A 15,896-nucleotide genomic window follows, 5' to 3' on the forward strand; every position below is an offset into this window, starting at 1 on the left:
CACGGTCACGGGCGCCGGTCAGGCGCGCCGGTCAGGGGTGCCGGTCAGGGGCGACGCAGCCGCTCCGGATCCGGAGTGGAGATCGGATCCCACCCTCGCTTCGGCGCCCGCGATCCACGCTGCTCGTCGCGCGAGCGGTAGACGATGTAGGGGCGGAACAGGTACCCGACCGGTGCGGAGAACACGTGCACCAGGCGAGTGAACGGCCACAGGCCGAACAGGAGTGTCGCCGTGATGACGTGCAGCTGGAAGAGCAGCGGCACATCGAGCATCAGGTCGGGTCGCGGCTGGAGGATGATCAGCTGACGCAACCAGGGCGAGACCGTCTCGCGGTAGTGGAACCCCTCCCCGAACACCTGGTAGACGACGGTGGCCGCCGTACCGAACAGCAGTGTCGCGCCGAGGAACACGTACATCACCTTGTCCATGACGGTGGTCGCGAGGAACACCGCCGCGACCGTGCGGCGTCGGTAGATGAGGATGGCGAGCCCCGCCAGGGTGAGCACCGCCGCGGCCGTTCCGAGCACGGTCGCCCCGATGTGATACATCTCCTCGTTGATACCGATCGCGTACAACCACTCCCGTGGGATGAGGAGCCCGACGACGTGTCCGGCGATCACCATGAGGATGCCGAGGTGGAACATCGGGGATCCCCAGCGCAGCAGTCTGTTCTCGTACGTCTGAGAGGAGCGGGTCGTCCACCCGAACTTGTCGTAGCGGTACCGCCAGATGTGGCCGACGACGAAGATCGCCGCGCACACGTACGGCAGCGCGACCCACAGGATGATCTGCACGCTCATCTCGACTCCCTCGCTCGGAATGCGGGCATCGGCAGACTCAGACCGACCGTCTCGGCGGGCGGCCCCTCGTTCACCAGCGCGAGCACTCGCTCTCTCGTGGCCTGGTCGACTTTCGGCAGCGACAGCGTCACAGCGCGCACGGGATCCGCCCAGCGGCTGTCCATGCTCTCCAGCGCAGCCCGCAGCACTTCGACGCCCTCCCGGTGCGCGGCCAGGAGCGCGTCGGCGATGGGAGACCCCGACAGCGCGGAGAACTCCAGCACAGCCGGCAGGTAGTCGGGCAGGTCGGCCGCGTCGAACTCCCAGCCGGCTGCACGGTACGCCTCGAGGAACGTGACGAGTGCGGTGCCACGACGCCGAGTGTCACCGGTGGCGTAGTAACTCAGGTACAGCGAGCACTTCCGTTTCAGGTCGAACGTCGTCACGTATTCGCGCTGCAGCCCGGATGCCCCGTCACGCTCCGCCCCATCGAGGAACCGCGTCATCGGCTCGGCCACGGGCCGGGGCAACGCGGAGATGTGCTCGCGCAGCACGGGGATGCGGTCGAACCACACGGCGTCCGGGTACTCCAGAAGCAGCGACGCGAGCATATGCACCGTCCGGCGCTGACCGGGGGTGAGCGTCGTGGGAGCCAACGTTTCGGGAAGCGGACGCAGCGGTGTGACCCGCTCCGTCCGGTCCCGGATCGGGAGCACGCTGCTCACGAGTCCGCCTCCGGCGGGAACAGGCCGCCCGGCCTGCCGTTGCCGTCCCAGTTCAACAGGTTCAGGCGATTCGGTGTCGACGGCCTGTCGGCGGTCTGCCGGTCGGCCAGCACGTGGAAGTTCTCGACCGCGACCGGCGTCGGGTAGCCGCTGTTCGCTCCGAAGGGGCCGGCGCCACCCATGCCGGGCCCGTCGTCGTAGTCGAGCGAACAGGCCATCTCCTCCAGCTCATGCGCCCGTTCCGCGTGCGCTGCCGGGATCACGTACCGTTCCTCGTACTTCGCGATCGCGAGCAGCCGGTACATCTCCTCGATCTCGTTGCCGGTCATGCCGACCGCCGTCGCGATGCGCTCGTCGCGCTCGTCATCGAGACTGACCCCGCGCATGTAGGACCGCATCGCCGCGAGCTTGCGCAGCGATGCATCCACCGGTTTCGGGTCGCCCGCGGTGAACATCTCGGCGAGGTAGCCGATCGGGATCCGGAGCTTGTCGATCGCGGCGAAGAGCGTCCGCGCATCCTCCCCGTCGCTGCCCGATCCGGTGATCACGTCGACGACGGGCGACAGCGGCGGGATGTACCAGACCATCGGCATCGTCCGATACTCGGGGTGCAGGGGAAGCGCGACCTTGTACTTCTGGATCAGCCGGTGGATCGGGCTCCGCTGGGCGGCATCGATCCAGTCCTCGGGGATCCCGTCACGACGTGCCGCCTCGATCACCGCGGGGTCGTTCGGGTCGAGGATCACCGAACGCTGCGCCTCGAGGAGCTCGTGCTCGTCTTCCACCGCCGCGGCCTCGGCGACCCGATCGACGTCGTAGAGCACCAGTCCGAGATACCGCAGTCGGCCGACGCAGGTCTCCGAGCACACGGTGGGCAGCCCCACCTCGATCCGCGGGTAGCACATGGTGCACTTCTCGGCCTTGCCGGTCTTGTGATTGAAGTAGACCTTCTTGTAGGGGCAGCCCGACACGCACATGCGCCAACCGCGGCACGCATCCTGGTCCACGAGGACGATGCCGTCCTCTTCCCGCTTGTACATCGCACCCGAGGGGCACGATGCCACGCATGAGGGATTGAGGCAGTGCTCACAGATACGCGGCAGGTAGAACATGAAGGCCTTCTGGAACTCGGCCTCGACCTGCTCGCTCATCTTCTGCAGGATCGGGTCCTCCTGCATGGTCTCGATCGAACCGCCCAGGTCGTCGTCCCAGTTGGCCGACCACGAGATCTTCATGTCCTTGCCGGTGATCAGGCTCTTCGGTCGAGCCACCGGGGTGTGCTCGCCGCTCGGAGCGTTGACGAGCATGTCGTAGTCGTACGTCCAGGGCTCGTAGTAGTCGTCGATGCCCGGCAGCTTCGGGTTGGAGAAGATGCGCATGAGCTTCGCCAACCGTCCGCCGCTCCGCAGCCGCAGCCGACCGCGCTTGTCGCGCACCCAGCCGCCGCCCCACTTCTCCTGGTCTTGATACCCACGCGGGTACCCGACACCGGGCCGTGTCTCGACGTTGTTGAACCAGACGTACTCCATGCCGGTGCGGTTCGTCCACGCCTGCTTGCACGTGACCGAGCAGGTGTGACATCCGATGCACTTGTCGAGGTTCATCACCATCGACATCTGCGCCATGACCTTCATCGGTACCGCACCTCCTGGTCGCGGCGACGGATCGTGGTGACCTCGTCGCGTTGGTTCCCGGTCGGGCCGAGATAGTTGAACGCCCACGACAGCTGCGCGTAGCCGCCGATCAGATGACTCGGTTTGAGCAGGATGCGGGTGAGGGAGTTGTGGATGCCGCCGCGCTGTCCGCTGATCTCCGAGATGGGCACATCCACCGTGCGATCCTTCGCGTGGTACATGTACACGGTGCCCTCCGGCATGCGGTGGGAGACGTTCGCCCGCGCGACGACCACCCCGTTGCGGTTGTAGGACTCGATCCAGTCGTTGTCACGGACACCGATCTTTTCGGCGTCCTGCGGACTCATCCAGATCGTGGGGCCGCCGCGCGACAGCGACAGCATGAAGAGGTTGTCCTGATACTCCGAGTGGATCGACCACTTGGAGTGCGGCGTCAGGTAGCGCACGTGCACCTCTGCCCCACCGTTCGTCCCCGGAACGACGTCGCCGAACAGACGGTGCATGTCGAGTGGGGGCCGGTAGATCGGAAGCGCCTCGCCGAGCTCGTCCATCCAGTCGTGGTCGAGGTAGAAGTGCTGGCGACCGGTCAGGGTGTGCCACGGCTTGAGATGCTCGACGTTGATCGCGAAGGCCGTGTAGCGCCGACCCCCGTGCTCCGACCCCGACCACTCCGGCGACGTGATCACGCTGCGCGGCTGAACCGACACGTCGGAGAAGGTCAGGTGCGTCCCCTCATGCTCCTCGGCGAGGAAGGCCATCTTCTGACCAGTGTGCTTCTCGAGTGCGTGAAAGCCCTGCACAGCGAGGCGGCCGTTGCTCGTGCCCGAGAACGCGAGGATCATCTCGCACGCCCGACGATCGTCGTCGAGGCGCACCGATCCGGCATACGGTCCTGCCTCGACGACGCCGTTGCTCCGTTTGAGCTTCTCGATCTCGGGCTCGGCACGGTACGTGATGCCCTTGGTGGTCATGCCCAGCTTCTGTGTGAGCGGTCCGAGCGCCTTCCACCTGTCGAAAAGATTCGGATAGTCCCGCTCGACGACGATCAGCTTCGGCATGGTCACACCCGGCACGCGGGGCAGATCCTGCACCGTGCCGTGGGGCGTCGCCATGGCATCCGGGGTGTCGTGCTGCAGGGGCGCCGCCACGAGGTCCCGCCGCACACCCAGGTGCGTGCGGGCCATCTCGCTGAACTTCTCCGCCAGCATCCCGAACGTGTCGAAATCGGTCTTGGTCTGCCATGGCGGCGCGATCGCCGGGTTGAACGCATGGATGAACGGGTGCATGTCGGTCGACGAGAGATCATGCTTCTCGTACCAGGTCGCCGCCGGCAGCACGATGTCGCTGAAGAGCGTGGTGCTCGTCATGCGGAAATCCGCCGTCATCAGCAGATCGAGCTTGCCCTCCGGAGCCTCGTCCCGCCAGGTCATGGTGGTCGGGCGCGAGCCCGGCGCTGTTTCGTCGGCGCGGATCGCCGCGTCGGTGCCGAGCAGATGCTTGAGGAAGTACTCGTTGCCCTTGCCCGAGGAGCCGAGGATGTTCGCCCGCCACACCAGCACGACGCGCGGGAAGTTCTCCGGCGCATCCGGATCCTCGACGGCGAACTTCAGGGAGCCGTCGTCGAGGCTGTCGACCACGTACTGCGCCGGTTCCTTTCCGATCGCATCGGCCTCGTCGCACAGATCGAGCGGGTTCCGGTCGAATGTCGGATAACTGGGCATCCATCCGCGCTGCACGGACTCGACGAGACAGTCGGCCGTGGTGCGGTCGGCGAAGCGGCCGAGACCGAGCGGAGACGACAGCTGGTCGGCCGGCAGCCCGTCGTAGCGCCACTGATCGGTCGCCAGATACCAGAACGCGGTCCCGATGGTGTGACGCGGCGGGCGCCCCCAGTCCGCTGCGGCCGCGTACTGCTGATACCCCGTGATCGGACGCACCTTCTCCTGACCGACGTAGTGCGCCCAGCCGCCGCCGTTCACCCCTTGGCATCCGGTCATCGTCGTCAGCGCCAGGAAGGTGCGGTAGATCGTGTCGGAGTGGAACCAGTGATTCGTGCCGGCACCCATGAGGATCATCGACCGGCCGCCCGACCGCTCGGCATTGTCGGCGAACTCGCGCGCGATGCGAAGCGCCTGCGGCGCCGGGACCGAGGTGTGTTCCTCCTGCCACGCCGGTGTTCCGGGACTGCTCGCGTCGTCGTAGCCGGTCGGCCACGCACCCGGCAGCCCTTCGCGACCGACGCCGTATTGGGCGAGCATGAGGTCGAACACGGTCGTGACCTTCCGCCCGGCGACCGTGCGCACCGGAACGCCGCGCACGACGACCCCGGACCCGCCGGCATGCTCCTGACCCGGCTCCGGATCGAGATCGAAGCGCGGCAACCGCACCTCGACGGCATCGTGATCGCCCGGCAGATCGCTGATGGAGAGCGGCGGGACGACGTCGCCGAGGTCGAGGTTCCAGCGCCCCTCGTCCTCCGCCGTGAACCGGTGGCCGAGCGAACCGTTCGGAACGACCGGATTCCCGACGGCATCGAGCAGCACCGGCTTGAAGTCGGCGCGCGCCTGCGCTGCAGCGTCCCCGTCGAGATCGGACGCCGTGACGAACTTGCCGGGAACCAGCCCGCCGTTCCGCTCCTCGAGCGCCACGAGGTAGGGCGCATCGGTGTAGCGCCGCATGTACTCCTCGAACCGCGGCGTCCGCTTCTCGACGAAGTGCTCGCGGAGGATGACGTGGCCCATGGCGAGCGCGAGTGCAGCATCCGTACCCGGGTGCGGCGCGACCCACTCGTCGGCGAACTTGGTGTTGTCGGTGTAGTCCGGCGAGACCGTGACGACCTTCTGGCCGCGGTAGCGCGCCTCAGCCATGAAGTGTGCGTCCGGCGTGCGGGTGACCGGGACGTTCGAGCCCCACATGATGAGGTAGCCGGCGTTCCACCAGTCGGCGGACTCCGGCACGTCGGTCTGATCGCCGAACACCTGGGGGCTCGCGACCGGCAGGTCGGCGTACCAGTCGTAGAACGACAGCATCGTGCCACCGAGCAGATTGAGGAAGCGCGAGCCCGCTCCGTGGGACACCATCGACATGGCCGGGATCGGCGAGAAGCCCGCGACGCGATCGGGGCCGTACTTCTTCACCGTGTGCACGTGGGCAGCCGCCGCGATCTCGAGCACCTCATCCCAGGTCGCGCGGATCAGACCCCCCTTGCCACGGACGCGTTTGTAGGCGGTGGCCTTCTCCGGATCTTCGACGATCGAGGCCCAGGCGTCGACGGGGTCTGCGTGCACGGCCCGAGCTTCACGGTAGAGCTGCGCGAGCGTCTCGCGGATGTACGGATAGCGCACCCGGGTCGGCGAGTACGTGTACCAACTGAAGGCGGCACCCCGGGGGCAGCCGCGCGGTTCGTACTCCGGCGAGTCGGGACCGATGGAGGGGTAGTCGGTCTGCTGTGCTTCCCACGTGATGATGCCGTCCTTGACGTACACCTTCCACGAGCACGAGCCCGTGCAGTTCACACCGTGCGTCGAGCGCACCACCTTGTCGTGCGACCAGCGGTCGCGGTAGAACGCATCGCCCGAGCGGCCGCCTTCCAGAAACAGCGACCGCAGATCGGAGGAGACCTCGCCCGGCGTCATGAACCTGCCGAGGCTCACCAGCCCATCGGCGAGAGCGCCATCTGTGGAGTGCGGACTCTCGGTTCGGATGCCAGGGGTCATCGTGTCTCCTTCAGGCGGCCTTTGACTCAGCATCCAACACCCGAGCCCGGACCCGCACAAGGGTGCGCCGTGTTAATCCGCGGGGCAATTAGCACGGGAGAACAGGGTGGTGTGCGGGGTGGTCGCGGGGCTACTCTCATCGCTCAGAGGAGGAACCACCCATGAGTTCTGCCGCAACTTCCCCCGCCCCGTCCGAACTCAAAGGCGGCTTCGCGCAGGTGATCCTCGCGACTCTCGCCTCCACGGTCGGGTTCTGGGCCTGGATGGCGATCGCTCCACTGCAGAAGGCGTACGCCACCGATATGGGCCTCGATGAGGGGCAGATCTCGCTGATGCTGGCCACGCCCGTGCTGGTGGGCGCGCTCGGACGCATCGTCGTCGGTGCGATGACCGATCGCTTCGGCGGGCGGAAGATGTTCACCGCCGTGCTGCTGATCTCGGTTCCGGCCGTCCTCCTCGTCGCGGTGGCGGGAGAGATCCGCAGCTTCCCCCTGCTGCTGATCGCCGGGTTCTACCTCGGTGTCGCCGGAACGATCTTCGCGGTCGGCATCCCGTTCTCGAGCGCCTGGTTCCCGCCGGCTCGACGTGGGTTCGCGAACGGCGTCTTCGGGATGGGGATGATCGGCACGGCCGTCTCGGCGTTCTTCACGCCCCGCCTGGTGGAGTCGATCGGCTACCTCCCCACGCACCTGGTGATCGCGGGGGCACTGGCCGCACTCGCCGTGCTTTCCTGGTTCTTCCTCCGCGACTCGCCGGTCTGGCGGCCCAACACGGAGCGATTCGTGCCGAAGGTCATCGGTGCGCTCAAGCTCGCGGTGACGTGGGAGATGGCCTTCCTCTACGGCATCGTTTTCGGCGGCTTCGTCGCATTCTCGACCTTCCTGCCCAAGTACCTCACCACGATCTATCCCGACGACGTCGATGTCGTCGGAGCGGGGACACGAACCGCTCTGTTCGCCGCGGCGGCGGTCGTCGCGCGTCCCATCGGCGGCGTGCTGGCCGACCGCTTCGGCCCCAAGGTGATCGCACTGATCTCACTCGGTGGGATCGTCTCCCTCGCCTACATCGTGGGCCAGCAGCCGCCCGAGGGCGTGGTCACCGGGGTGACCTTCATCCTGATGGCCGCGGCGATGGGGCTCGGCATGGGGGCGGTCTTCGCCTGGATCGGCCCATCGACGCCACCGGAGAAGGTCGGATCGGTCAGCGGCATCGTCGCGGCAGCGGGCGGCCTCGGCGGATACTTCCCGCCGCTGGTCATGGGAGCGACATACAACCCCGACACCAACTCCTACTCGCTCGGTCTATGGCTCCTGGTTTTCGTCGGCGCCTTCGCCCTGGTGGTCGCGGGAATGCTCCGAGACGTCGGTGGAAAGCGTAACCTGGGCAGATCGTGACGACCGTTCCTGTGCAGATCGGACGCCGGATGCCGCCGGCGCCGGCGTCGCACCCGACGTCGGGTGCGCTCCTCGATACGCATGGTCGGAGCCACAAGGACCTCCGCATCTCGCTCACCGACAGGTGCTCGTTGCGCTGCACCTACTGCATGCCGGAGCAGGGCAACGAGTGGCTCGCGCGCGAGTCGATCCTGTCCGTCGACGAGATCGTCCGGGTCGCCCGTATCGCCGCCGAGGCCGGCATCACGACCTTCCGCCTCACCGGCGGCGAACCGCTGCTACGCCGCGACATCGTCGACATCGTGCGTCGACTGCGAGAGATCGACACCGAGGACGGCCCCGTCCAGGTCGCGATGACGACGAACGGAATCCGCCTCGACGAGGTGCTCGACGACCTGATCTCCGCCGGTCTGAGCCGCCTGAACATCTCGATCGACACGCTGCGCCCCGACAGGTTCGCCGCCCTGACGCGACGTGACCGCCTCGACGACGTGCTGCGCGGGATCGCGGCGGCCTCGGCCTCGGGGCTGCGTCCCCTCAAGCTGAACACCGTCGCGATGCGCGGAGTCAACGACGACGAGCTGTGCGACCTCGTCGAGTTCGCGACAGCCCGCGGAGCCGAGCTGCGCTTCATCGAGCAGATGCCGCTCGACTCCGGTCACACCTGGGATCGCGATCAGATGGTCACGCGGGAGGAGATCCTCGACACGCTCTCCGAGCGCTGGACGCTGACCGAGATCCCCGGCCGGGGTGGGGCACCCGCCGAGCGGTGGCATCTCGACGGAGGGGCGGCGACCGTCGGCGTGATCGCCTCGGTGACGGCTCCCTTCTGCGGCGCATGCGATCGCCTGCGCCTCACGGCCGATGGGCAGCTGCGGAACTGTCTTTTCTCCACCGATGAGTTCGACCTCCTGCCCGTGCTTCGCGCCACGGGCGACCCCGGCAGCGACGCGGCGGTCGACGACGTGCTGCGGCGCTGCGTCTGGGCCAAGCTGCCCGGACACGCGATCAACGACCCGGCCTTCCTCCAGCCTGCACGCGGCATGAACGCGATCGGCGGCTGACGCCCCGCCGGAGCAACCTGCGCGAGCGTGGCTCAGACCGTGCGGCCGCCGTCGAGGCGCACCACGCGGTCGACCGTTCCTGCGGGCGGGGCCACGTGCGAGATCAACAGCACCGACTGCTCCCCTGCCGCCTCGAGCAGGTCGCGCAGCAGCGCATCGGAAGCATCAGGGTCGACCCCCGCGGTCGGCTCGTCGAGCACCAGCACAGGGAACCCACGCAGCAGGGCGCGGGCAAGGGCGATGCGCTGCGCCTGACCGCCCGACACGAGCGCGCCCCGGTCGCCGACCCGGGCGTCGAGACCGCCACGCTCCCGCGCCCACTCACCGAGACCGACCCGGTCGAGCACGGCATACAGTTCGTCGTCGGTCGCCGTGTCGCGCGCGAAGAGCAGGTTCTGGCGGATGTCCTCATCGAACAGCTGGGGGCTCTGCTCGCAGAGGCCGATGGTCCGACGCAGCGCCGGCCCGGACATCTCCGCCGCGTCCTGCCCGTCGATCAGGTACTCGCCCTGCACGCGGAGGAAGCCGACGAGCACAGCCGCCAGCGAGCTCTTCCCCGCCCCACTCGGCCCTGCCACCAGCACCCGCTCCCCTGGCCGCAGATCGAGGTCGACCCCCGTGAGCGCAGGAGCACCGCCGGGCCAGTTCGCGCGAACGCCACGCATCCGGATCGTCGGCGTACCGTCGAACTCGACGTCGTCGCCCGCGTCTGGGCGGAGCTCGTCGGGCATCCGCTCCGGCAACGTGTCGACGATGCGCTCCGCGCTCGAACGGACGCTCCGCCATGACGCCGCGGCCACCGGCACCGCGCCGAAGATCTCGAACACCACCATCGGCACCAGGACTGCGACGGCCAGCCACGGCCCGTCGATGGAACCGTCGACGAGTCCGGGCGCGGCAGCGGCGAGCGCCCACACGGATGCCGCGCCGGCGACCGCGGAGACGACGCCCGCGGCGATGGCCTGCGCGAATGAGGCGCGGTCGACGACGCGTCGCAGGGCGGAATCCGCCGCCGCGATCCGCTCGCGCGCCTGCGCCTCGGCACCGTAGGCCAGGAGCACGTCGAGGCTGCCGAAGTAGTCGACCAGCGCGGCCGAGAGCTCGGCCCGTCGCACGGACACGAGCGCTTCGGCACGCGAGCCGAACACCCAACCGAGTCCGATCGCCGCGGCCGCAGCGACCACCAGGCACAGCGCCAGGGTGAGGGCGGCCGGCGGCGAGAAGAACGCGATGAAGCCCACGGCCCCGACCGCCACGACCGCGGCGACCCCGAGCGGCTGCACCACACGCAGCGGCAGGTTCTGCAGGTTCTCGACGTCGTCCACCAGGGCGGTGAGCATCTGTCCGCGATCCGTCGCACCGAGACCGGCCGGAGAGAGCGGTGTCAGTCTCCGCACCATGTCGGCCCGCGTCGAGGCGAGCTGTCGCAGCGCAGCATCGTGGCCGCTCAGCCGCTCGAGATAGCGGGTGACGGCGCGGGACACCGCGAAGAACCGCACGCCGACGACCGCGATCGACAGCGGGACGAGCGAGTCGACGATGGACGCGCTCACGATCAGCCAGCCGCTGACCGCCAGCAGGCTCACGGCGGCGGCGGCCGACAACACGCCCCAGACGAGGCCGGGGACGAAGCGTCCGATCGGCGGCTGCGCGAGCTGCAGGACACCGCGGATCCGTTCGCGACGTGTCGACCCGCTCATGCGTTCACCCCCAGCGTCACGATGTGATCGGCGATGTGCCGCGCGGTCCGACGGTGCGACACCAGGAGGATGCTCGCCCCGGCATCCGCTCGTGCGCGCAGCGACCGCCAGAGCCGGTCCTCGGTGTCGGGGTCGAGAGCACTCGAGGGCTCGTCGAGCGCGAGCATCCGGCGCGGGCCGGACGACTGACGGTACAGCGCTCTGGCGACAGCGACGCGCTGCGCCTGACCGCCCGACAGACCGCTGCCCTGCACGCCGAGTTCGAGGGCGGGGTCGATGCCCTCCGCACAGGCGTCGTCGAGCGCCACTCGGATGCGGTCGGCATCCGGTTCCGGATCGCCGAGTGCGACGTTCGCCGCCACTGTCCCCCGCTTCAGCCCCGGAGTCTGCCCGGCCCAGGCGAGCCAGGCCGCCGGGGAGAGCCCACGGAGGTCGTGCCCGGCGAAGGTGGCCGTCCCGTCGAAGTCGGCCGCGCCCCGAAGTGCCGCGAGCAGGGAGGACTTGCCCGCGCCGCTCGGCCCCTCGATCAGCGTGATCGTTCCGGGCTCGGCGGTAAACGAAACGGGCGGCAGATCCCGCACGCGCAGCCCTTCGACCACGAGGGCTCCCGCATCCGCCGGTCCCGCCGGTCCCACTTGCAGGATCGATTCACGGATGCCGGACGATTCGCCGGCGATTCCTCCTGCATCCGTGGAACCGTCCTGCATCTGTACCCGGGCCCGTGCCGCGTCGAGCACCTCGAACACGTCTTCGGTCGCCGCGACCCCCTCGGCGGCCGCGTGGAACTGCACCCCCACCTGTCGGATCGGCAGGAACGCCTCGGGCGCGAGCAGCAGCACGAACAGCCCGACCTCGAGTGTCAGGTCGCCCGACAGCAGCCGGAACCCGACCGACACCGCGATCAGTGCGACCGCGAGCGAGGCCAGCAGCTCCATCGCGAAGCCGGACAGGAACGAGAACCGCAGCACCTTCATGGTCTCGCGGCGGTACTCGTCGGCGGTGACCTCGATGCGGTCGGCCGCCCGCCGGTCACGCCCGAACAGCCGCAGCGTCGACAGCCCCTGCACCGTGTCGGCGAAGCGGGCGGCGAGGCGCTGCAGCGTCTGCCACTGCCGCGTCTGCACGGTGCGGGTCGCCATCCCGATGAGGATCAGGAACAGCGGGATCAGCGGCAGGGTGATGATCGCGGTGAGCCCGCTCGGCCAGTCCTGCCACCACATCACCGCCACCAGCACCGGCGTCGCGATCACGGTCAGCACGAGCTGCGGGATGTAGCGGGCGAAGTACGCGTCGAGCGCTTCCAGTCCGTGTCCCGCGGTCACGGCGAGCTCGGTCTGGTTCCGCTGCGCGAGCCACCCCGGTCCCAATCGACCGACTGCGGAGATCAGGGCCGAGCGCAGTTGCATCCCGGTCTTCGCGGCGGCCCGGGTGCCCGCGGCATCCGAGGCGGCGATCAGCAGCCCGCGCAGCAGCGCCGTGAGCAGCAACCAGATCAGGGATGCCGAGACGTCACGCCCCGCGATCGCCCCGGTGACGGCATCCGTCAGCAGCCAGGCGAAGACGATAACGACCGCCGTCTGGACGACGCCGATCAACGCGGATGCCGCGAGGAACCCCCTCGCGGCACCCGCGTAGCGCAGCAGTCTCGGATCGACGGGTTTCACGCGTGCGCCGGAGCCCCCTCGATGGACTTCCGGGTGACGCGCTTACGGAACACCCAGTAGGTCCACGCCTGGTACGCGAGCACGAGCGGCATCGCGATCAGGGCGGTCCAGCTCATGATCTGCAGCGTATAAGGGGTGCTGGATGCGTTGGCGATCGTGAGGCTGTAGGCCGGGTCGATCGTCGACGGCATCACGAACGGGAACAGGGCGGCGAACAGCATCACCACGGCGAACAGCACCGTGAGCATGCCGGAGAAGAACGCCCAGCCGTCGCGCCGAACGAGCGAGAGCCCGACAGCTGCGATGAGACTGACCGCCGCGAGCGCACCGGCACCGATGACGAGCCAGAGCAGCGGAGCCTCGCGCCCCATCGCGATCGCGACCGTCCAGATCACCGTTGCGGCCGCCACGAGGATGGTCGGGATGGCCGCCCTCTTCGCCAGACGCCGCGCATCCTCGTGCACCTGACCGTCGGTCTTGAGCGCGACGAAAAGCACGCCGTGCAGGAAGAACAGCAGCAGCGTGGTGACGCCGACCAGCAGGGCATACGGGTTCAGCAGCGCGAAGAAGCCGCCGACGTAGATGTGGTTCTCGTCGATCGCGACGCCCTGCACGATGTTGCCGAAGGCGACGCCCCACAGCAGCGCCGGCACGACCGAGCCGATCACGATCATCCGGTCGAAGCCGGCCTTCCACTTCGCGCTGTCGCGCTGGTGCCGGTACTCGAACGAGACGCCGCGCAGGATCAGCGCGAGCAGGATCAGCAGCAGCGGCAGGTAGAACCCGCTGAACAGCGTCGCGTACCACTCGGGGAACGACGCGAACAGCACGGCGCCGGCGACGATGACCCAGGTCTCGTTGAGATCCCAGACCGGACCGATCGTGTTGATGACCTGACGGCGCGAGACGTCGTCCTTGCCGAGGAACGGCAGCGACATGCCGACTCCGAAGTCGAACCCGTCGAGCACGAAGTAGCCCACGAAGAAGAAGGCGACGATGAAGAACCAGAGTGTTGCGAGATCCATGATGCTCCTCCCTCTCAGTAGACGACCGACGGCAGCTGGGCCGTCTCCTCGTGCGGTTGCTCGTCGGTGTCCGGTCCCTTCTGCGCGGCCCGGATGATGAGGCGGATCTCGACGACGGCGAGCGCCGCGTAGATCGCCGTGAACGAGATCAGCGAGATCAGCACCTCGAGGCCGCTGACTCCCGGCGAGACACCGTCCTGGGTGGTCATCAACCCGAACACGATCCAGGGCTGTCTGCCCATCTCGGTGAAGACCCAGCCCATGATGTTGGCGGCGAGCGCGAGCGGGAACGACCAGATCGCGAGCTTCCACATCCACTGCGCCGGGGGCTTCTTGGCGCCCTTGCGGGTCAGCCAGAGGCCGGCGACGGCGACGAGGGCGGCCGCGATGCCCAGGCCGATCATCCAGCGGAACGCCCAGTACGTGATCCACAGGACCGGGGCGAAGTCCTCGAGCCCCGTCGCGGCGTACGTCTGGGCGTACTCGGCGTTCAGGTCGTTGATGCCGTGCACGCACGCGTCGAGCGTGTGCGTCGACAGCAGCGACAGCAGGTACGGCACCCGGATCGAGAACAGCTCGGAGCTGCCGTCCGGCGTGCCCAGGGTGAAGAGGCTGAAGGAGGCATCCGGTCCGCAGACCGTGTTGAACGTCGCCTCCGCTGCCGCCATCTTCATCGGCTGCGCGGCGTACATCGCGAGTCCGAGCTGGTCTCCTGTGAGCACGACCCCGGCGGTCGAGACGATCATCGCCCACAGCCCGAACTTGAGCGAGATGCGCATGGTGTCGAAGTGCTGGCCGCGCGAGAGATGCCAGGCCGACACCGAGATGACGACACCGGCGGCGAACATGAACGCGCCGAAGATCGTGTGCGGGAACGCGGCGAGCGCGACGGGGTTGGTCAGCAGGGCCCAGAAGTCGGTCAACTCGGCGCGGTTGGTCGCCTCGTTGAAGGTGTAGCCGACCGGGTTCTGCATGAACGCGTTGGCCGCGATGATGAAGTACGCCGAGAGGATGCTGCCGATCGAGACGCACCAGATCGTGGCGAGGTGCAGCTTCTGAGGGAGCTTGTCCCAGCCGAAGATCCACAGTCCGATGAACGTCGCCTCGAAGAAGAACGCGAGGAGTCCCTCGAAGGCGAGCGGGGCGCCGAACACGTCGCCGACGAAGCGGGAGTAGTCCGACCAGTTCATGCCGAACTGGAACTCCTGCACGATGCCGGTGACGACGCCCATGGCGAAGTTGATCAGGAAGATCTTGCCGAAGAAGCGGGTCAGGTGCAGGTACTGGACCTTGCCGGTGCGCACCCACGCGGTCTGGAAGATCGCGGCCACCAGGGCCATGCCGATCGTCAGCGGAACGAAGAGGTAATGGTAGACGGTCGTCAGCCCGAATTGCCATCGGGCGAGAGCGAGCGGATCAAGCCATTCCATGCGCTACTCCTGTTCTGTGAGGCCGTTGCCCCGCGGTGTGACGCCGCAGCGTCGTTCCCTCAGCCATCCGCGCCGTGGCGTCGCGCAGCTGGACGGTGCAATCCGATGCGAGGACCGCGTCGCGGACGCACTCGGCTTCGAGTGGTCCGCCGGCCTCGTTCAGCACGCTCTGCATGAGCTCGAGATGCACGCGGCACAGCATCGGACGGTCCTCCGACCGACTGGCCGCATGCGGGCACGGGCTGAGGTCGACCGAGAGGCTGCCGTCGTCGACGACCGGCTCGAAGCCGCTCTCCTCCAGGTGCTCCACCAGCGCGTCGAGCTGATACGTGGCCTCACGGCCGAGGTCGGACGCCGCGTCGGGAATCATGCTGCGCATCAGGTCGCCCCGACGCGCAGCCGCCTTGGCCTTGTCGCGCGCCACCGGGCTGGACGCGCCCGGCGCGCCCGTGGCTGCCCGGTAGAGGGTGCGCGGTCGTCCGCGCGTCTTGCGGTGCTCGACGGTCGGGATGACGTGGCCGCCTTCGATCAGGCGCTGCAGGTGCTCGCGGACCGTGTTGGGATGCAGACCCGTGGCCTCGCACAGCTCCGCGATCGTCAGTTCGGCGCGCGCCCTCGTGCTTCCCGCCTCGAAGAGCAGGTGCAGGATCTGCACCCGGGAGTAGCTCGATATCGGCCCGCAAACGGACCCGCCGTTGGCCATGGTCCCAGTATCCCGTGATACCGGGACTTTGCACCGGTGTCCGGCCGTGAATAAACACCTGG

11 protein-coding genes are annotated in these 15,896 nt (G+C 68.3%); 2 read left to right on the forward strand and 9 right to left on the reverse strand.

Annotated features, from left to right (window positions below; translation table 11 throughout):
• Positions 1-44 precede the first annotated feature (44 nt).
• The 4 genes from narI to OC372_RS08690 are packed head-to-tail and all read right to left on the reverse strand — an operon-like array spanning position 45 to position 6,854.
• Complete coding sequence (gene narI, locus OC372_RS08675) at positions 45-800, reverse strand: respiratory nitrate reductase subunit gamma (protein ID WP_262001541.1); 756 nt, start codon at positions 798-800, stop codon at positions 45-47.
• Entirely contained in the window at positions 797-1,504 is a 708-nt protein-coding gene (gene narJ, locus OC372_RS08680) for a nitrate reductase molybdenum cofactor assembly chaperone (protein ID WP_262001542.1), read from the reverse strand. Before narJ ends, narI begins: the two co-directional genes overlap by 4 nt.
• A complete protein-coding gene (narH, locus tag OC372_RS08685; protein ID WP_262001543.1) occupies positions 1,501-3,138 on the reverse strand; it encodes a nitrate reductase subunit beta in 1,638 nt (545 codons plus the stop codon). Before narH ends, narJ begins: the two co-directional genes overlap by 4 nt.
• Complete coding sequence (locus OC372_RS08690; protein ID WP_262001544.1) at positions 3,135-6,854, reverse strand: nitrate reductase subunit alpha; 3,720 nt, start codon at positions 6,852-6,854, stop codon at positions 3,135-3,137. The genes narH and OC372_RS08690 overlap by 4 nt, the downstream gene beginning before the upstream one ends.
• A gap of 161 nt (positions 6,855-7,015) precedes the next feature.
• Here OC372_RS08690 and OC372_RS08695 point away from each other — a divergent pair, with 161 nt between their 5' ends.
• Both OC372_RS08695 and moaA read left to right on the forward strand, forming a co-directional pair.
• On the forward strand, positions 7,016-8,248 hold the full coding sequence (locus OC372_RS08695) for an MFS transporter (RefSeq protein WP_262001545.1): 1,233 nt from the start codon (positions 7,016-7,018) through the stop codon (positions 8,246-8,248).
• Between the two features lie 29 nt (positions 8,249-8,277).
• Positions 8,278-9,312 carry a GTP 3',8-cyclase MoaA gene (gene moaA, locus OC372_RS08700; protein ID WP_262001581.1) on the forward strand — a complete coding sequence of 345 codons (1,035 nt, stop codon included), beginning with the start codon at positions 8,278-8,280 and terminating at the stop codon, positions 9,310-9,312.
• A gap of 32 nt (positions 9,313-9,344) precedes the next feature.
• On the opposite strand, the gene cydC is transcribed toward moaA, so the two are convergent.
• From cydC to OC372_RS08725, 5 genes are read right to left on the reverse strand one after another with little or no spacing between them, the layout of a single operon-like run.
• The gene (cydC, locus tag OC372_RS08705; RefSeq protein ID WP_262001546.1) at positions 9,345-11,012 is read right to left on the reverse strand and encodes a thiol reductant ABC exporter subunit CydC; all 1,668 of its coding nucleotides are present in this window, start codon (positions 11,010-11,012) and stop codon (positions 9,345-9,347) included.
• A complete protein-coding gene (gene cydD / locus OC372_RS08710; RefSeq protein WP_262001547.1) occupies positions 11,009-12,676 on the reverse strand; it encodes a thiol reductant ABC exporter subunit CydD in 1,668 nt (555 codons plus the stop codon). The genes cydC and cydD overlap by 4 nt, the downstream gene beginning before the upstream one ends.
• Positions 12,673-13,701, reverse strand: coding sequence for a cytochrome d ubiquinol oxidase subunit II (cydB, locus tag OC372_RS08715; RefSeq protein ID WP_029262438.1), 1,029 nt, complete (start codon positions 13,699-13,701; stop codon positions 12,673-12,675). The genes cydD and cydB overlap by 4 nt, the downstream gene beginning before the upstream one ends.
• A 14-nt stretch (positions 13,702-13,715) precedes the next feature.
• Positions 13,716-15,131 carry a cytochrome ubiquinol oxidase subunit I gene (locus OC372_RS08720; protein ID WP_029262439.1) on the reverse strand — a complete coding sequence of 472 codons (1,416 nt, stop codon included), beginning with the start codon at positions 15,129-15,131 and terminating at the stop codon, positions 13,716-13,718.
• Positions 15,118-15,834, reverse strand: coding sequence for a helix-turn-helix domain-containing protein (locus OC372_RS08725; protein WP_262001548.1), 717 nt, complete (start codon positions 15,832-15,834; stop codon positions 15,118-15,120). The genes OC372_RS08720 and OC372_RS08725 overlap by 14 nt, the downstream gene beginning before the upstream one ends.
• Positions 15,835-15,896 lie beyond the last annotated feature (62 nt).

The sequence above is a fragment of the Microbacterium sp. Mcb102 genome (assembly GCF_024519805.1).
In the GTDB taxonomy this organism is placed as follows: Bacteria; Actinomycetota; Actinomycetes; order Actinomycetales; family Microbacteriaceae; genus Microbacterium.